Source organism: Bacteroides ilei (assembly GCF_900128495.1).
GTDB classification, from domain to species: domain Bacteria; phylum Bacteroidota; class Bacteroidia; order Bacteroidales; family Bacteroidaceae; genus Phocaeicola; species Phocaeicola ilei.
Window position 1 is genome coordinate 1,309,619 of sequence record NZ_LT635801.1, and the last position, 17,137, is coordinate 1,326,755.

Genomic DNA, 17,137 nt, shown 5'->3' on the forward strand with positions numbered 1-17,137 from the left:
ATGGTAAATTTTAGTTCTGTTTTACATATGTTCCTTTTCTTTCTATTCCATACCTTTGCATTGTAACAAAAAATGATTCTATGAGACATAATAATTGGTTTAATAATAGATTAGGGTTAGTTTTATTGAGTCTTTGCTTCGCTGTGATTAGCGAGGCAAAGATTGTTTTACCTAACCTGATCTCTGATGGGATGGTTCTGCAAAGAGGAACCCCTGTCAAAATCTGGGGAAAAGCCGATTCCGGTGAAAAAATACAATTGACGTTTTTGAAGAAAAAATATCAGGCGGTTGCCGACAGCTTGGGTAATTGGCAGATAGATCTTCCCGCTTTAAAGCCGGGGGGACCTTTTTCCATGTCTATTAATGATATAACATTACAGAATATATTAATAGGTGATGTTTTTCTGTGTTCGGGGCAGTCGAATATGGAATTGATGGTTTCCCGTGTGATGGATAAATATGCCGATGAAGTGAATCAGTATGAGAATCCGTCTATCCGTTATCTGAAAGTTCCTTATGCATACGATTTCAATACGCCGTTGTCGGATATCAAGCCTATGGCATGGAAACCGTTGACCAAGGATAATGTAATGGGATATTCGGCCTTATGTTATTTCTTCGCTAAATTGCTTTATGAAAAGACGGGAGTACCGGTAGGTATTGTCAATTCCAGTTGGGGAGGAACTCCCGTGGAAGCATGGATCAGTGAAGAAGGACTGAAGGACTATCCGATTTATTTGAATCAGAAATCGCTTTATTCTTCGGAAGAATTGATGAATGAGATCCAGCGGACCGGTGCCCGTCATGGACGGCAGTGGCAGGCGGTGTTACATGCTTCCGATAAAGGGCTGCATGACACAACTCTCTGGTATGACGAGAACCTGGATGATTCAGCCTGGGATTCTGTTGACATGTTTTCAAGTCAATGGGGGTCAAACGGCTGGCGTCCTATCAACGGATCTCATTGGTTCCGCCAGTCGGTTGAAGTACCGGCTTCGTGGAAGGGGAAAGATGCTGTCTTGCGTTTAGGTTGCATTGTCGATGCCGACTCTGTTTATGTGAACGGACATTTTGTAGGTTCTGTTTCGTACCAATATCCACCTCGTATCTATAAGGTTCCGGCATCAGTTCTGAAGCCGGGGAAAAATCAGATTACAGTCCGTCTGATCAGTAATGGGGGATACCCTCATTTTGTAAAGGAAAAGCCTTATAAGCTGGTCTGTGGCCCGGAAGAGGTCAATCTGTCTACAACGTGGAAGCATCGTGTAGGAACCGTAATGCCTTCTATGCCGGGAGGATCTGTAGCCTTTCAGAATATGCCGTTAGGACTTTATAATGGAATGATAGCTCCGCTGTTGAATTATCAGTTCAAAGGAGTAGTCTGGTATCAGGGAGAATCGAATGTCGGTAAATGGAAAGAATATTCTTCACTGCTTGTTTCACTCATGAATGACTGGCGTAGTAAGTTCGGTAATGCACAATTACCTTTCTACATTATAGAGCTTGCCAGTTTCATGTCGCCCGATAATCCGGGAAAGTTTGCCTGGGGAAAATTGCAGGAACAGCAGGCAGATGCTGTAAGCAAGGTATCGAATGCTACGTTGATCAAGAACAGCGATACCGGTGAATGGAACGATATCCATCCTTTGGATAAAAAGACTGCTGCCGGACGTTTGGTAGAAGCTGTGCTCGCCCAATAAAATACGAAAACATATATTATATTCGGAATTTTGTTGCCGTGAGATCAGATAATTTTAAGTCGTGTTTTTAGGTGATTGAATAAGACGTTTAGTTGTGAAGAGAGGCCGTTTCAAAATAAAGATATTTGAAACGGCCTCTTCTTTTTTACTCTTCTTTTTTCTGTTCTTTCTCGGCTACCTTGTTCTTTTTATATTGTTCCACATAGACAGTAGGAGGTACACCATAGAAATCTTTGAATGCGCTTGAAAAATAGTTGATGTTGTTAAAACCTACCAGCATGGCTGCTTCACTTACATTCTTGTTCTTTTCAGTAAGTAGGATTGCGGCCTGTTTCAGTCGTGTATTGCGTATGAAGTCACGTGTCGATTGGTTGGTCAGTTCCTTCAGTTTGCGGTACAGATGTACGCGGCTTATACCGACCTCCTGTGCTATCATTTCCACATTCAGTTCAGGATTACTTATGTTTTCATTCATAATTTTCATGACACGTTCCATCAGTTTTTCATCGGGAGCCTTGTCGTCCACGTTCATACTGATTTTATTTTCCTGTGTCTGGTTGCCTTTATAATTGTTTTTTAATATTTCCCGGTTCTTGATCAGATTTTCTATGGTTGCCCGTAGAATCTCTATTTTAAACGGCTTGGTTATATAGGCGTCAACTCCCAGGTTCAATCCGTTCAGCTTGTCTTCTTCAAGAGTTCTGGCGGTAAGCAGGATTATCGGGATTTCATTCGCATTGATGTTATGTTTCAATTTCTGGCAAAGAGTGAAGCCATCCATTTCGGGCATCATGACATCGCTGACTATCAGGTTTACTTTTTGCCTCAGGGCTATCTCCATCGCTTCCTTTCCATTCTTGCAGGTAATGATTGAGAAATAAGAACTCAATTCTGCATTCAAGTAATTTCTTATTTCTTCTTCATCTTCTACAACCAATACCACATATCGTGTTTTGGCACGTACCTTTTCATTTTGTTGGGGCGCTGTCGTGATTTCAATGGCAGGACGGATAGTTTCCATTGGCTTGACGTCTATGGCTTTATCGGTCGACAGTTCCTCGGAAGTAAGGTGCGAGTTGCCTAGAGGAATACGGACTATAAACCTACATCCCGGTTTGTCTTTATTATTCTCTACGGAGATGGTTCCGTGATGGAGAAGTACGAGTGAACGTGCCAGATGCAGTCCGATTCCTGTACCTGAAGGGTGATTGGTCTGTTTTACCTGATAGAAACGTTTGAAAATATTTTCCATTTCGTTCTCATCGATGCCCGGACCACTATCTTCAACCGTAAGTTCTGCATATTCACGTAAGGGACTTTCTGTGTCTTCATCGGTACCACGTCTTATATAGACATTGATTGATCCTCCTTGTGGGGTATATTTGAATGCGTTCCATAAGAGATTGATCAATATCTTGACAATAAATAAACAGGTATATTAAAGATGAAAAGAAAATCCAAACAAGTATAGATAAATTAGCTTTATATCAGTGTTTTATAAAGACGCTCTTTCTTTCAGTTGTTTTCATTATTTTCTGTTAATCGGTTCTTTTTGGGTACATTTTTGTTCCTTGTTTGTTTCTTGATTTCAGTTTTAATTCGTACATTTGCATACGAAAAATAACGAATGAAAGAATACGATTATGCCACGAATAAAGAAGCCTAAAAAAGTAAAAGAACCAATCCGTCTTCGGATGAAGGATTTGTCCGATGGCAGCAAAAGTCTGTATCTGGATATATACCGCAACGGCAAACGGACATACGAGTACCTGAAGCTGTATCTTATTCCGGGAACGGACAGCAATACCCGTCGGCAAAATGAAATAACAATGGCTGCCGCAAATGCCATCAAGTCGAAACGTATTATCGAACTGACCAGTGGTGAAGCCGGTATCGTGAACCATACGGATAAGATTTATCTGCTGGACTGGATGCAAACCTATCTGGAGTACCAAGAGAAACGCGACAAGAAGGGTATCGGTCAAATCAAAGCCGTTACCCATATCCTGAAAGAATATGCAGGGGAAAGATTTATATTGGATCGGGTTGACCTCGCTTTTTGCCAAGGCTATATCGACTACATGCTGACAACCTTCCGCCCTAAAGGAAAGCCGATAGCAGCTTCTACACGCAACACCTATTATCAGATATTCAATGGCGCCCTGAATGCTGCCGTTCGGGCTAAACGGTTGTTGAGAAATCCGTTTAACGAGATGGAAAAGTCGGAGAAGCCCAAAATGCCGGAAAGCGTGCGGTCCTATATGACCATCGAAGAGGTACGGGCATTGATTGCCACTCCGATGCAGGAAGGGAGGGTAAAAAATGCCTATCTGTTCTCCTGCTTCTGCGGACTGCGTATCAGCGATATTGTCGGCCTGAAATGGAAGAATGTCTTTGTCGATAACGGCCAATACCGTCTGGCGGTAGCTATGCAGAAGACCAAAGAACCGATTTACCTGCCACTCTCCAACGAGGCGTTGAAATGGATGCCGGAGCGTGAGGACAAGGCTGCGGACGATCCTGTGTTCAACCTGCCTTCAAATATCAATCAGTATCTCAGACCGTGGGCCGAAGCGGCCGGAATCACCAAGCGTTTTACTTTTCACACCGCCCGGCATACATTCGCGACCATGATGCTGACGCTCGGTGCGGATCTCTATACCGTATCGAAGCTGCTTGGCCATACCTCCGTGAGAATGACACAGGTGTACGCCAAAATCATCAACCAGAAAAAAGACGAAGCAGTCAATTTGGTTAACGGCCTATTCGACTGATGTAGTCATACATGTCAAATTCAATTTACAGGTAAATATTTCCGGCTTTTCTCCGATATTTCAAATGGTCGAAGTAATGCCACTATTATAATAAGTATAAACCCATAAAAAACAATTCGACATGAAAGGACAAAACAACAGGTCCTCTCTTTTTTTGAAGGGAGACCACATCTGCACCACTTCGCTACGGAACAGGATGTAGCGGAAGAATTTTACGAGTTGCTCTCCGAAGCAAGGGAGCTTTATCTTCAAGACGTCATGGCAGACGGCAAACGATATGGCCGCTACGTGGATGACTTTATAAACAGCCACCGGTACATCGACTGCAACAGTGCGGTTTGCAGGAATTGCCATGAAATGAACATTCATATCATCAGAGGGCTGTTGCTCGATTGTACAAGTCTCGTCAAAAGCCTCTTTACCGCAGAAACATTTTCTTTCGAGGAGTGCATGGCCTTGAAACAAAAGTACGACATTGCCGGAGTATGGTTCGACTCTTCACGTACAGAAGATTCCAGAAACGCTCCACCTCTCTCCTTTGGTTGCAATTTTTCCCGTGAACAGATGACAGGTATTGTGGCTTGCGCCAACGCTTATCATCTGTTTTGCGTTTCCACTCTCCGCATCGAGGACATGGAAGCGCTTTTTGCCTGCAAGGAGAATTTCTGTATACGTGTGAACAATATCCGCCATGTGGCGGTTCTGTTCGATGCGTTGCTCGAAAACACCTTTATCCTGCCTCACTGGCAGTCGGTTCTCGACAAGGGGCGGTTCCTGTTGTCCAAAGACGGCACAAGATATGTTACCGCTTCAAGCCTCTCGTCTGCCCTCTCTGCGGCGAGGAACAACATTACATCGGCAAACCTCGGCATACGAAAAGCCATCAGTCGGCTGAAAATATGACACGAAGTGCCAAAAAGCCAAGTATGTGAAAGATAAAACAGTGATAGTTGCCGTGATACGTGCATAGTATCATGCCGGAATTTCCGGCTGTCCGGTTCACATCACATAACTTTGACCTCCGTTAGCGCGCTGCATAACGGAGGTAACTCTCCATTGTCTAATTTTAACATGTATTTTATGCAAAACAGAACAACATTCATGGAGCGGTTAAGCGAACGGCTGACCGCCATAGAAGCGGTTCTCAAGAAGTTGGAACCGGTGGAAGGTCTGTTGGAGCGTGTGGCTTTGCTGGAAAATACCATTTACACGACCAAGAAAGTCTTCACTTTTCAAGAGGCGTGCATGTATATCGGCGTGTCCGAAAGTATGTTGTACAAACTCACATCGAACAAGGAAATCCCGCACTACAAACCTCGCGGCAAGATGCTTTACTTCGCGAAGGAAGAGCTGGACGCATGGCTCTTGCAAAACTACGAACCTACGGTGGACGATGCCATGCGTATGGCGACGGAAGTATCCGCAACCCAACCGTTCTTTAACCAGAAGCGCTATGGAAAACGAAAAAAGAACTGACCGTAACTCGTGGGCGGAACTGGACGAGAATCGCCTGTCGGATATTCTCACGGCATCGCAGATAAAGGCCACGGACACCTACGTGACTCCGCCCCAGATTATATGGATCGACAACTCCACCATAGCGACGCTCGGCAATTTTAGCGCTTCGACGGGTAAGGCGAAGGCGAAAAAGACGTTTAATGTCTCTGCTATTGTCGCCGCGTCACTGGCGGGCCGGCAGGTTTTGAACTACCGGGCGCATCTGCCCGAAGGCAAGCGTAGGATCTTGTACGTGGACACCGAACAGAGCCGTTTCCATTGCCATAACGTGTTGGAACGTATTCTCCGCCTGGCGGGGCTGCCCACCACAACCGACAACGAGAATCTCGATTTCATTTGCCTGCGGGAATACACGCCAGCCGTGCGTATTGAGGTCATCGACTACGCTCTGCGACAGAACAAAGGGTACGGGCTGGTCATCATTGACGGCATCCGCGACCTGATGCTCGACATCAACAGCACCAGCGAATCGGTGGAGGTTATCAACAAGATGATGGAGTGGTCGTCGAAATACGACCTGCATATCCATTGTGTGCTGCACCTGAATAAAGGCGACAACAATGTGCGCGGGCATATCGGCACGGAAATGAGCAATAAGGCGGAAACGGTGCTGGTCATCACCAAGAGTGCGGAGAATCCCGTTATCAGTGAAGTTCATGCGCTGCATATCCGCGAGAAGGAGTTCAAACCGTTTGCTTTTTCCGTTGATGACGAAGGATTGCCGGTCATGGTGGATAACTATTCGTTTGATGGCAGCGTGAGACCGAAGGCCCGGAGCAGCTTCATGGATTTGTCCATCGAGCAGCACCGGGAGGCGCTTTCCGCCGCTTTCGGGGACAGGCCCATCAAAGGTTTCGAGAACGTACTACAGGCTCTCATGGCTTCCTATGAGGCTATCGGGTTCAAACGGGGACGCAGCGTCATGATAAAACTGCTGCAGTACCTGACGGAAAACCTAAAGCTGATCGTCAAACGGGACAAGCTCTTTTATTACGATGTGACCCCGACCGAAGCCTTGCTTTTCGACGAAGAATGCGAGGACGCGGAAGGTGAAAAATAATTTAGTTTACTTTGGTCCGGGTATATATAGGAGAAAAACCAAAGTAAACCGTTTTTTGAAAACAAGTGAAAAGAAAATGACATGACCATAGCGGAAGCAAAACAACTGCGTATCGTGGACTATCTTGCCAGCCTCGGCTACCACCCCCAGAGTGTAACATCGAAACAATACTGGTATTTGTCGCCGCTACGCAATGAGCGTACCCCGTCGTTCAAGGTCAATGACCGGCTCAACGAATGGTATGACTTTGGCGCAGCGACGGGCGGAGACCTTGTGGAACTGGGCAAGCACCTTTACCGGACGGACAGCGTGAGCGAAGTGCTTGCCTATATAGGCAAGCACGAGAACGCTATCCCGATACAAAGGGTGCGGATTCCGGGGACAACGCCCCGACCCGTCGAAGCCGACATGAAGGACGTGCTCATCGTACCGTTGCAGCACCATGCGCTGCTCTCGTACCTTCATTCCCGTGGAATCGACGGAGACATCGGCCGCATGTTCTGCCGGGAGGTCCATTATGAATTGCGGCAACGGCGCTACTTCGCCCTTGCCTTCGGTAACGTGGCGGGCGGGTACGAGATTCGCAATCCTTATTATAAGGGCTGTATCCGGTGTAAGGACATCTCTGTCATCAGGCATTCTCATAGTGAAGCACAGAACCGGGTTTGCGTGTTCGAAGGCTTCATGGATTTTCTCTCTTACCTGACGCTGAAACAGACGGGTGATGATACGGTCTGCATCGGCGCACCTTGCGATTACCTCGTGATGAACTCGGTGAACAACCTGAAAAAGGCTTTGGAACACTTGCAGGTGTACGAGGAAATACACTGTTATCTCGACAATGATCTCGCCGGACAGAAAACGGAAGAGACCATCGCCGGCATGTACGGCAAGCGGGTACACAACGAAGCACTCCGTTATCACGAGTACAAGGACCTGAACGATTACCTGCGTGGAAAGAAACGGTAAGGCATTATCGTTACCCCTCCCTTGAAAGCTCTCCTCCCGGGAGGGCTTTTTTTATGCCCGTTTTTCCCGGTACATTCGCCTTAAAGTATGAAATTAAAGTTCAATTTATATGTTTCGTACTTATTTCTATGTAATAAAATACTGTTTGATATAAAGAGATTTCGTTATATCGAATATAATACATTTCTTTGCATTTGTACTTTCAAAGTTCAATTAAAGTTTAATTTCATACTTAAAAACAAATGAGTTCATACTTTATATTCGCCCTTGTACTGACGGGGCTGTACATCGTCTATTACGCAGTCAATATTACCCGTGACCTGTATGGAAAGAAGGGAACGGAGAAGACTGACGAGGAAGTTTTCGACCTCGGTCCGATGGATGCCACGGAAGAGAGTGTCGAGGTTTCGGAGAACGAGACCGGGTTTAGTATCGGAAATGAGACATGCGACACGGAAGCCGTAGCTGCCCCACCTGCGGTACAAGACGGCGATACAGGGAAAAAGGAGGCAGCCGCGAAAGAGCGGCTTGAAAGGCTGAAGGCCAAGGCGGAGGCGCAGATGGAAGAGATCGCTCCCTACCTGTCCGACGGCTTTACCGACGAAGAGATGTATAAGGCGTTGATTTCCAAAGGACGCTTGGACAACCGTCCCTGCCTGAAATGGAGACCGGTCAAAGATAAGCTGTAAGATGTCGAAAACGAAAAAGATACTATGTGCGCTTTGTTCCATCATCCCCTGTTCAGCTCTGGCGAAAAGCGGCAGCGTGAATTACAGTTGGGGTGCGGATGCGCTGGCGACGATGCACGACTACGTGGTAACGATGATGTTTTACGTCCAAGCTCTATGCTGTGCCATCGCCGGGATTTGTGTGATTGTGTCCGGATTCCAGATTTACGTAAAGATGAACACGGGCGAGGACGGCATCACCAAGTCCATCATAACGCTTGTCGGCGCGTGTCTGTTCCTGATCGGTGCGTTCCTCGTCTTTCCTGCCTTTTTCGGCTATCGCATATAGAAACCGGCAACCGGCGGCGTGTTGCCGCGATGATGATTCGGAAGAACTGCAATACTTACCCTAAAAAATAAATAATCATGTTTCAAAAAACTAAAAGACAAATGAAAAGAATGTTTTCTACGAAAAAGATGCAGATGCTCACGCTGATGTTGCTGTGCGGCACAACAGCCGTCATGGCCCAGAACTCCGCAGGCGATTATTCCGCCGGTACGACTGCACTGGCGACCGTGACGGAGGAAATTGCCAAGTATGTCCCCATCATGGTCAAACTGTGTTACGCCATCGCAGGCGTGGTGGCTATCGTGGGCGCTATCTCGGTATATATCGCCATGAACAACGAGGAGCAGGACGTAAAGAAGAAGATCATGATGGTCGTGGGAGCCTGCATTTTCCTAATCGCTGCCGCACAAGCACTTCCGATGTTCTTCGGTCTCGGCGCATAAACCTCCCGCACGATGAAAGGCAAGGACGAACGTTATCCCGATTACCCGTTGTTCAAGGGTCTGCAACGGCCTTTGGAGTTCATGGGGATTCAGGGACGCTACATCTACTGGGCGGCGGGTGTTGCCGGCGGAGCCATCGTCGGTTTTATAATCGCCTACTGTCTCGCAGGGTTCGTGGTCGGACTGGTCGTGCTGGTTGCGGTCGTCTCGGCGGGTATCGCCTTTATCATGCTCAAACAGCGGAAAGGGCTGCATACCAAGAAAGACGGGCGCGGGGTGTATATCTATGCCCACTCGAAGAAGCTGTGAGAAGAAAAGAAAAACCATCACGGGCAACGTGTGGTCTTGTTGAATGTTGAACGCGGGCCGGCCGCCTGAAATCCGGGCGGCCCGGCCTTTTTATCGTATTTTGAGATGACTTTGTACATCATTCTACTTTTTATCGCCTTGTGTGCCGGCATGGCCCTGTCGGTCTATGCGTTCGGTACCGGAGGCAAGCGCAAGCGTATCTTTCAGGACATCTATTTTTCCGTGGAGGAGACGAACGGCGTGGGTGTGCTCTATACCAAGACGGGCGAATATTCCGCTATCCTGAAAATAGAGAACCCCGTGCAAAAATACTGCGCGAACATCGACAGCTACTATGAGTTCACGCACCTTTTCACCGCCCTCGCACAAACGCTCGGCGAAGGATATGCCCTGCACAAACAGGACATCTTCGTCAGGAAACAGTTCGAGAACGAGACGGGCGACAAACACGAGTTCCTCTCGTCGGCCTACTTCCGCTACTTCAAGGGGCGCAACTACACGGACAGCGTGTGTTACCTGACCATCACACAGGAGGCGAAGAAGAGCCGACTGTTCTCGTTCGACAACAAGAAGTGGCGCGATTTTCTGGTCAAAATCCGCAAAGTGCATGACCAGTTGCACGATGCCGGGGTGCAGGCCAAGTTCCTGAACAAAGCCGAGGCAAGCGAATACGTGGACCGCTACTTTGCCATGAACTTCAAGGACCGGATCGTGTCGATGACCAACTTCAAAGCAGACGACGAGACGGTCTCGATGGGCGACAAACGCTGCAAGGTATATAGTCTTGTCGATGTGGACTGCGCCGCACTGCCTTCACTGATACGACCTTATACCAATATAGAGGTCAATAACACGGATATGCCCGTGGACCTGCTGGCTGCCATCGACAGCATTCCGAGTGCGGAGGCTGTCATCTACAACCAGATTGTCTTCCTGCCCAATCAGAAAAGGGAACTGGCCCTGCTGGACAAAAAGAAGAACCGGCACGCCAGTATTCCCAATCCGAGCAACCAGATGGCCGTGGAGGACATCAAGCGGGTACAGGAGGTCATCGCGCGGGAAAGCAAGCAGCTTGTGTACACCCATTTCAACCTGATTGTCGCCGTACCGACTGGTACGGACCTGCAAAAATGCACGAACCATTTGGAGAACGCTTTCGGGCGTATGGGTATCCATATCTCCAAGAGGGCGTACAATCAGCTGGAACTGTTCGTGAACTCGTTTCCGGGTAACTGCTACGGCATGAACGAGGACTATGACCGCTTCCTGACGCTGGGTGACGCGGCGGTGTGCCTGATGTATAAGGAGCACATACAGCACAGCGAAGAAACACCTCTGAAAATTTACTACACGGACCGCCAAGGCGTGCCGGTGGCTATAGACATCACGGGAAAGGAAGGAAAAAACAAACTGACAGACAACTCGAATTTCTTTTGTTTAGGGCCTTCAGGCAGCGGCAAGAGCTTCCACATGAACTCTGTCGTGCGCCAGTTGTACGAGCAGGGAACGGACGTGGTGATGGTCGATACGGGTAACAGCTACGAGGGGCTTTGCGAGTATCTGGGCGGCAAGTACATTTCCTATACCGAGGAAAGACCGATTACCATGAACCCATTCCGCATCAACCGGGCGGAAATGAATGTGGAGAAAACGGGCTTCCTGAAAAACCTCGTACTGCTCATCTGGAAAGGCTCGCAGGGTACGGTCACAAAGACGGAGGATCGCCTGATAGAACAGGTTATCACGGAGTATTACGACACCTATTTCAATGGGTTCGACGGCTTCACGCCCCTGCAACGGGAGGATTTGCGTAAGGGGCTGCTCATCGACGACCGTAACCATGCCGAGAAGCAGGGCGAAGACGAAGGAGAGCGGGCCGGGCGTATCGAGCGCATGATCGACGAGATGGAACGCCGCCGTAAGGAGCTAAAAGTGGAAGAGCTGTCGTTCAACTCGTTTTATGAGTTTTCCGTGCAGCGCATCCCCGACATCTGTGCCGAGAACCACATTTCGGGCATCGACATCTCGACATACCGTTACATGATGAAGGACTTCTACCGGGGCGGCAATCATGAAAAGACGCTGAATGAGAACATGGACAGTTCACTGTTCGATGAGACGTTTATCGTCTTCGAAATCGACAGTATAAAAGATGATCCTCTCCTGTTCCCTCTTGTCACACTGATTATCATGGACGTGTTTCTGCAAAAGATGCGTATCAAGAAGAACCGTAAGGTACTGGTCATCGAGGAAGCGTGGAAAGCTATTGCCAGCCCGCTCATGGCCGAATACATCAAGTTTATGTACAAGACGGCCCGTAAATTCTGGGCTTCGGTCGGTGTGGTGACGCAGGAAATACAGGACATTATCGGCAGCCCTATTGTCAAGGAGGCCATCATCAACAACTCGGACGTGGTGATGCTGCTCGACCAGAGCAAGTTCCGCGAGCGGTTCGATGAAATCAAGGCTATTCTCGGCCTTACCGACGTGGACTGCAAGAAGATATTCACCATCAACCGGCTGGAAAACAAGGAAGGGCGCAGTTTCTTCCGCGAGGTGTTCATCCGCCGGGGAACGACCAGCGGCGTGTACGGCGTAGAAGAACCAAGAGAATGTTACATGACCTACACCACGGAGCGGGCGGAGAAAGAAGCTCTTAAACTCTATAAACGGGAATTACGGTGCAGTCATCAGGAAGCTATCGAGGCGTACTGCCGCGACTGGAACGCCAGCGGTATCGGGAAGTCCCTGCCGTTCGCCCAAAAGGTCAACGAGGCCGGACGGGTATTGAATCTTCATGTAAAACAATAACAATCAAATTATCAATTACAAAAATGGAAAAGATAGACATCAGCCAAAGTGTAAAGACACTTGAGTTCGGGAGCAAATATGAAGCCCGTATCCAGCGGATATTCCGTGAGTTCGACATCAAGACCATCCGGGATTTATGCCAATGGCCCGGAAAGGACTTGGTAAGGGTACGCGACATGGGTAGAAAAAGCATTGAGGAAATAGAGGAGGTTCTGGAAAGATACAATCTCCGGTTGGGGATGCTCGGTAAGGAACTGGACGAATACGCCGGCATAGAAAATTCCGTACAGGACGAGGAAGAAGAGGCGAAATGGGAACAACGCAGGTACGAGATCGCCAAGGAGGTATTCATACATCACCGTCTGGTGGCAGAATCCGCCGTATATGAGGCCGACGGACTGATACGTGCACTAAGAGGCATGACGCGCTGACGGGCGTCTGTTTTTAACTGGGAAAGAATCCATGATGAAACGGCTGTCACTTATCCTCATACTCCTGTCGCTCGTCGTCGTGCAGCAGGTCCACGCACAGTATTACAGCGTGAACTACGATGCGCGTACCGTGGCGGCAATGGCTACCGCTTTCGGTACGGAAGCCGTGGCGGAAAGCTATTACCGGGAGCAGGTCGATGACATTCTCAAGCACTACAATGCGGCGGAAGTGGCCACGGCAGGGATTTTTGCGTCCAAGTTCTTGGAACATAAAGCCTTTTCCGACCTCGGCATCTGGAACAGCAGTACGGAGAATTACTACTACCGCCGCATTTACCGCATGGTCTCTGAGAAAATCATGCCGAAGATATGGGTGGTGGCGAAACTGATGCTGCGCTCGCCGCAAACGGCTATCTACTGGGGCAGCTACCTGATGAAAATCTGCGACGAGACGAAAAGTCTGTGTATGCAGTTCGAGAGTGTAGTGACGAACAGCACTCTGGGCTTTTCGGACATCGTGTTTCTGGAAATCAACCGAAACATCGCCCCTCTGCTGAAACTCTCGGAAGTGGGCGACATCGACTGGCAGCATATGTTGGACGATCTCGCCAGCGTGCCGGGTAACTTTACCAAGGAGAACCTGCAACACGACATCGACAACCTCTACAACATGGGTGTCGGTCTCGCCTCGGCTGGTATCGGAAATATCGGTGACGCCCTGCTGCAGACCAGTTCGTTCCATGAGCTGATGGGCGGCAGGATCAGCAAGATTATCGACCTGTACGATCATTACGGTGCGCTCTTCGAGCAGGCGGAACATGACCTCGGCGGTCTGCTGATCGACATGGTGGGTGGAGAGGATAACGTAGCGGGACTGTTCGATTTCAGCAACTACGACCTGACCTCGTGGATAACGGATTATCTGGACGAGACAGCGGGAAACTACTACACGCAACGGTGGTATATCGGCCGACGCGAGCAAGGGAGTATCGCCCTGTGCGATTACTACCCGCCGACGGACGATAACAGCATACTGAACGGTGGAGAGTGGACGCGTTTCGAGACGACCGATCCCGGCTTCTATCCCAATGCATCACAACGGGAGCAGGCACTCGCCAATTCGGAACGGTATGCCGGATGGTCGAGAAGCCGGGTACAGCAACTCAACAACCAAAACGACGGCTATACCTATAATATTAACTACTGGCAGAACGGTTACATCATCAGCCGGGGCGGCAAACAGACGAAGAAAGCCTATGCCTACGAAATCCATGTGAAGAAAAGCTGGAACCGGGAGGAAATCATTTACGAGGAGGTGTTCGATTCTTATTCGATGGACCTAAACACGTTCAAGGCGCAACTCAATGCCCGTCTCTCGGAGTTCAACGACAACGAGGAGGGTTATACCTATTATATAGCTTCCGACGCACGGAACTATTATCAGGCAACGGATGCCGCAAAGTTACAGGGCTGCGAGAGCGTGACCATCAGTGTAACCTGCTCGGACGGGGCTACGCTCGGTCAGGGCACGACACAGTACAAATGCCGGAAGTGCGGCAAATCCCTGAACGCCCATTCAAAGGAGTGTGCCATGCAGACCACGGTTACGGAGAACGAATTGGACTTATCCGAGTTGGACGCCATGCTGCAGGAGGCGGAGAAGCAAGTGGCCGTCCTTCAGTCGCAAATCAATGCGTTGGAGAATGAGAATGCCGACCTGCTGAAAAAAATCGCCGAGGCGAGCGTGGAAGATGCGGCGGTGTACCGACAGCAGTACAATGCGAACAAAACACAGATAGACCGCCTGAAAAGCGAGCTGTCCGAATGGCAGAAGAAACAGCAGGAATATACCGACGCAAAAACCGAGGCGGCGGGCGATAACGATGTGGCAACGGACGACTATTACCGCATACCGGCCATCATGCAGGACTGCAAGACGGCTTACAGCCTGTCGTGGCAGGACGGCGGGGCGTGGAACGGCTACACCTATGTCCGTAAGGCGACCATGCCGAATATCAACGGGGTCATCACGTTCAAGGCAACGGTCTCGATAGCCCGCAAACCGAAATATTTCCTCGGTATCAAGATACACCGTGCCATCGTGCAGATCAGTTGGGAACTGACCACGGAATATACCGACACGTATGTGGCCGACGTGCTGACGCTCGACCCGAACCTGTCGGACGCGGAGAAAACGAAACTGGTGAACGACCGTATTGCGGAGATTGCACGGGAGCATCCTTCGTGCAAAATCACGACGGAATACGCCCGTACCCCGCCATTGGAAGAGACTCCGACCGGAGAGGTGTACCATCTGCTGTGGTCGAGCGACCGGCTCGAAATCGCACGGGAAGTGGATTCCCGGATTACAAAAATATATGCAGACCTCGTGTCGCTGGAAAAGATGATGCACTATAAGCGGAGTATCATCGACGTGCTGAAGGACGTGCTGCCCGAACTGGACATGGACGAGGGACGCAGGCTGACGCTCGTGGAGGAATGCCACGAACGTTGGGTGGAGAATGCGCGAAACCTGCGGAACGGAAACGGCAGGAACGGCAAAGACAGCGGAAAGGAGGTGCGGCCATGAAACGTGCCCTGCTGATGACAGTCGTGCTGCTGGCTCTCCTGCCCGGCATCGCCAAGGCGCAATGGACCTTCGACATCGTGTCGGTAGAAGCTTACATCAACGACCACAAAAAACAGCGCAGTCTGCTGCTGGCCCGCAGTACGCTGGAATACAGCAACAAGCTGCTGCACGAATACAGCCGCGAGGAGATCGGCGAGTACAAGGAACTGAATGTGGACTTGGACCGCTATACCCGCGCCTTCGACGTCATCGACGTGATGTACCAGTCCTTGCGGACGGTACTGAACGTGAAAAGCACTTATACGGCGGTCAGCGACCGTATCGGCGATTACAAGAGACTGCTGGAAGATTTCAACGAGAGAATCGTGAAACGGGGACGCATCGACCCCGGCGACGTGGTGATACTGGCTATCAACGAGAAAGCGATACGGGACATCGCCGATGACGGGGAGCAGCTCTACAAGTCGGTAAGCGACCTTGTATTGTATGCCACCGGAGCAGCGGCCTGTTCTACTTCCGACCTACTGCTGGTGCTGGAGGCAGTGAACACGTCGCTGGACGACATCGAGCGACATCTGAACCGGGCATATATCGAGACGTGGCGGTACATACAGGTGCGTATCGGCTATTGGAAAGAGAAGATTTACCGTCCCAAAGTCAAGGAGATTATCGACGGGGCTTTCGGACGGTGGCGCAAAGCGGGACGGCTGGATTATTAACGAACGATGAAAGGGAAAAATGAAACGAACATTATTACTCATGGCGGTTGTGACAATCACAACTGGCGGCATCAAGGCGCAGTCGGTCACTTACAACCACGATTCGCCGAAACAGAATCAGATTACGGTCATGGAAACCGGCACGGGTGCTCTGTCGCCCGAACTCTACTACACGCTGCTGCACAACAAATACAAGAAGTCGGCGGCGAGTAAGAACAAACTGTCGTTCCGCACGCTGGCGGGTGTGAACCTGTACAACCAGACGGACGAGGCGGAAGCCATCGACTCAGCGCTGGTCAAGCGTGCCGAAATCGAGGCGCTGAACGTGGCCGACCGGCAGATCGACCTCGCGTGGCTGGCCGAAGGCGATAAGATAAACGCTCAAATGGAACGGCTTCAGCGTAACATCGACCGAATCCTCCTTGCCGGAGGCACGACGGACGACAAGGAACGGTGGACGGAATACTACCACGTGTACCAGTGCGCCATCAACGCCACCAAGGATGCCTATATGCCCAATGCGCAACGGAAGAAGGAATACCTGCGGATTTATGAGGACGTGGTACGACAGAACGAGATTCTGGTCGGTTTCCTTGCCCGAAGACAGAACGCTACGGTTACGGACGGGCTATTGAACGCAACTGTCGACCGGAGGCTGAACAAAGGCGGTATCGTCCGAGAGGCAATGGGCCGGTGGAACGAATCGCGTTTCACAGTGCGAGGGTCACAATCGGACGGTGGCACGGATACAGGAGACGGAGACGAGACGGTAAACAGAGGGAACTAAAAGCATATA

At 49.6% G+C, this 17,137-nt stretch carries 17 protein-coding genes; 15 read left to right on the forward strand and 2 right to left on the reverse strand.

Annotated features, from left to right (window positions below; all coding sequences use genetic code 11):
- Positions 1-80 precede the first annotated feature (80 nt).
- Positions 81-1,700 carry a sialate O-acetylesterase gene (locus tag BQ7489_RS05595; protein ID WP_072530309.1) on the forward strand — a complete coding sequence of 540 codons (1,620 nt, stop codon included), beginning with the start codon at positions 81-83 and terminating at the stop codon, positions 1,698-1,700.
- A gap of 145 nt (positions 1,701-1,845) precedes the next feature.
- Here the strand turns inward: BQ7489_RS05595 and BQ7489_RS05600 are convergent, their stop codons facing one another.
- Entirely contained in the window at positions 1,846-3,111 is a 1,266-nt protein-coding gene (locus BQ7489_RS05600; protein WP_072530310.1) for a hybrid sensor histidine kinase/response regulator transcription factor, read from the reverse strand.
- 232 nt (positions 3,112-3,343) lie between these two features.
- Here BQ7489_RS05600 and BQ7489_RS05605 point away from each other — a divergent pair, with 232 nt between their 5' ends.
- The gene (locus BQ7489_RS05605; RefSeq protein ID WP_004289313.1) at positions 3,344-4,474 is read left to right on the forward strand and encodes a site-specific integrase; all 1,131 of its coding nucleotides are present in this window, start codon (positions 3,344-3,346) and stop codon (positions 4,472-4,474) included.
- A 60-nt stretch (positions 4,475-4,534) separates the two neighbouring features.
- On the opposite strand, the gene BQ7489_RS17555 is transcribed toward BQ7489_RS05605, so the two are convergent.
- Positions 4,535-4,828, reverse strand: coding sequence for a hypothetical protein (locus tag BQ7489_RS17555; protein ID WP_162129475.1), 294 nt, complete (start codon positions 4,826-4,828; stop codon positions 4,535-4,537).
- On the opposite strand from BQ7489_RS17555, the gene BQ7489_RS05615 reads away from it, so the two are divergent.
- The 13 genes from BQ7489_RS05615 to BQ7489_RS05675 all read left to right on the forward strand — a co-directional run bounded on the left by BQ7489_RS05615 (position 4,733) and on the right by BQ7489_RS05675 (position 17,128).
- Complete coding sequence (locus BQ7489_RS05615) at positions 4,733-5,377, forward strand: hypothetical protein (RefSeq protein ID WP_004294466.1); 645 nt, start codon at positions 4,733-4,735, stop codon at positions 5,375-5,377. The two genes, BQ7489_RS17555 and BQ7489_RS05615, sit on opposite strands and share 96 nt — an antisense overlap.
- Positions 5,378-5,575: 198 nt before the next feature.
- Positions 5,576-5,950: a helix-turn-helix domain-containing protein gene (locus tag BQ7489_RS05620; RefSeq protein WP_004294465.1), complete on the forward strand. Its 375-nt coding sequence runs from the start codon at positions 5,576-5,578 to the stop codon at positions 5,948-5,950.
- The gene (locus BQ7489_RS05625) at positions 5,928-7,052 is read left to right on the forward strand and encodes an AAA family ATPase (protein ID WP_004289317.1); all 1,125 of its coding nucleotides are present in this window, start codon (positions 5,928-5,930) and stop codon (positions 7,050-7,052) included. The genes BQ7489_RS05620 and BQ7489_RS05625 overlap by 23 nt, the downstream gene beginning before the upstream one ends.
- 81 nt (positions 7,053-7,133) lie before the next feature.
- A complete protein-coding gene (locus BQ7489_RS05630; protein ID WP_004294464.1) occupies positions 7,134-8,021 on the forward strand; it encodes a toprim domain-containing protein in 888 nt (295 codons plus the stop codon).
- Between the two features lie 242 nt (positions 8,022-8,263).
- A complete protein-coding gene (locus BQ7489_RS05635; RefSeq protein ID WP_004294463.1) occupies positions 8,264-8,710 on the forward strand; it encodes a hypothetical protein in 447 nt (148 codons plus the stop codon).
- Position 8,711: 1 nt separating this feature from the next.
- Positions 8,712-9,038 carry a DUF4134 domain-containing protein gene (locus tag BQ7489_RS05640; RefSeq protein WP_017140656.1) on the forward strand — a complete coding sequence of 109 codons (327 nt, stop codon included), beginning with the start codon at positions 8,712-8,714 and terminating at the stop codon, positions 9,036-9,038.
- A gap of 77 nt (positions 9,039-9,115) precedes the next feature.
- Positions 9,116-9,481, forward strand: coding sequence for a DUF4134 domain-containing protein (locus BQ7489_RS05645; protein ID WP_004294461.1), 366 nt, complete (start codon positions 9,116-9,118; stop codon positions 9,479-9,481).
- Between the two features lie 12 nt (positions 9,482-9,493).
- A complete protein-coding gene (locus BQ7489_RS05650; RefSeq protein WP_004294460.1) occupies positions 9,494-9,790 on the forward strand; it encodes a DUF4133 domain-containing protein in 297 nt (98 codons plus the stop codon).
- Positions 9,791-9,895: 105 nt separating this feature from the next.
- On the forward strand, positions 9,896-12,601 hold the full coding sequence (locus tag BQ7489_RS05655) for a TraG/VirB4 family ATPase (protein WP_017140657.1): 2,706 nt from the start codon (positions 9,896-9,898) through the stop codon (positions 12,599-12,601).
- Positions 12,602-12,624: 23 nt separating this feature from the next.
- Positions 12,625-13,032, forward strand: a complete 408-nt coding sequence (locus tag BQ7489_RS05660) for a DNA-directed RNA polymerase subunit alpha C-terminal domain-containing protein (RefSeq protein WP_004294457.1) — start codon at positions 12,625-12,627, stop codon at positions 13,030-13,032.
- 34 nt (positions 13,033-13,066) lie between these two features.
- Positions 13,067-15,622 carry a hypothetical protein gene (locus BQ7489_RS05665; RefSeq protein ID WP_029429258.1) on the forward strand — a complete coding sequence of 852 codons (2,556 nt, stop codon included), beginning with the start codon at positions 13,067-13,069 and terminating at the stop codon, positions 15,620-15,622.
- A complete protein-coding gene (locus tag BQ7489_RS05670) occupies positions 15,619-16,341 on the forward strand; it encodes a hypothetical protein (RefSeq protein WP_004294455.1) in 723 nt (240 codons plus the stop codon). The genes BQ7489_RS05665 and BQ7489_RS05670 overlap by 4 nt, the downstream gene beginning before the upstream one ends.
- Positions 16,342-16,360: 19 nt before the next feature.
- On the forward strand, positions 16,361-17,128 hold the full coding sequence (locus BQ7489_RS05675; RefSeq protein WP_004294454.1) for a DUF5045 domain-containing protein: 768 nt from the start codon (positions 16,361-16,363) through the stop codon (positions 17,126-17,128).
- The last annotated feature ends 9 nt before the right edge of the window (positions 17,129-17,137 follow it).

Bases quoted from the DNA above. Each gene is read 5' to 3' on its own strand.
- BQ7489_RS05595 (WP_072530309.1), top strand. From the start codon at position 81: ATGAGACATAATAATTGGTTTAATAATAGATTAGGGTTAGTTTTATTG.
- BQ7489_RS05605 (WP_004289313.1), top strand. From the start codon at position 3,344: ATGCCACGAATAAAGAAGCCTAAAAAAGTAAAAGAACCAATCCGTCTT.
- BQ7489_RS05615 (WP_004294466.1), top strand. From the start codon at position 4,733: ATGGCAGACGGCAAACGATATGGCCGCTACGTGGATGACTTTATAAAC.
- BQ7489_RS17555 (WP_162129475.1), bottom strand. From the start codon at position 4,828: ATGGCAATTCCTGCAAACCGCACTGTTGCAGTCGATGTACCGGTGGCT.
- BQ7489_RS05620 (WP_004294465.1), top strand. From the start codon at position 5,576: ATGGAGCGGTTAAGCGAACGGCTGACCGCCATAGAAGCGGTTCTCAAG.
- BQ7489_RS05625 (WP_004289317.1), top strand. From the start codon at position 5,928: ATGGAAAACGAAAAAAGAACTGACCGTAACTCGTGGGCGGAACTGGAC.
- BQ7489_RS05630 (WP_004294464.1), top strand. From the start codon at position 7,134: ATGACCATAGCGGAAGCAAAACAACTGCGTATCGTGGACTATCTTGCC.
- BQ7489_RS05635 (WP_004294463.1), top strand. From the start codon at position 8,264: ATGAGTTCATACTTTATATTCGCCCTTGTACTGACGGGGCTGTACATC.
- BQ7489_RS05640 (WP_017140656.1), top strand. From the start codon at position 8,712: ATGTCGAAAACGAAAAAGATACTATGTGCGCTTTGTTCCATCATCCCC.
- BQ7489_RS05645 (WP_004294461.1), top strand. From the start codon at position 9,116: ATGTTTCAAAAAACTAAAAGACAAATGAAAAGAATGTTTTCTACGAAA.
- BQ7489_RS05650 (WP_004294460.1), top strand. From the start codon at position 9,494: ATGAAAGGCAAGGACGAACGTTATCCCGATTACCCGTTGTTCAAGGGT.
- BQ7489_RS05655 (WP_017140657.1), top strand. From the start codon at position 9,896: ATGACTTTGTACATCATTCTACTTTTTATCGCCTTGTGTGCCGGCATG.
- BQ7489_RS05660 (WP_004294457.1), top strand. From the start codon at position 12,625: ATGGAAAAGATAGACATCAGCCAAAGTGTAAAGACACTTGAGTTCGGG.
- BQ7489_RS05665 (WP_029429258.1), top strand. From the start codon at position 13,067: ATGAAACGGCTGTCACTTATCCTCATACTCCTGTCGCTCGTCGTCGTG.
- BQ7489_RS05670 (WP_004294455.1), top strand. From the start codon at position 15,619: ATGAAACGTGCCCTGCTGATGACAGTCGTGCTGCTGGCTCTCCTGCCC.
- BQ7489_RS05675 (WP_004294454.1), top strand. From the start codon at position 16,361: ATGAAACGAACATTATTACTCATGGCGGTTGTGACAATCACAACTGGC.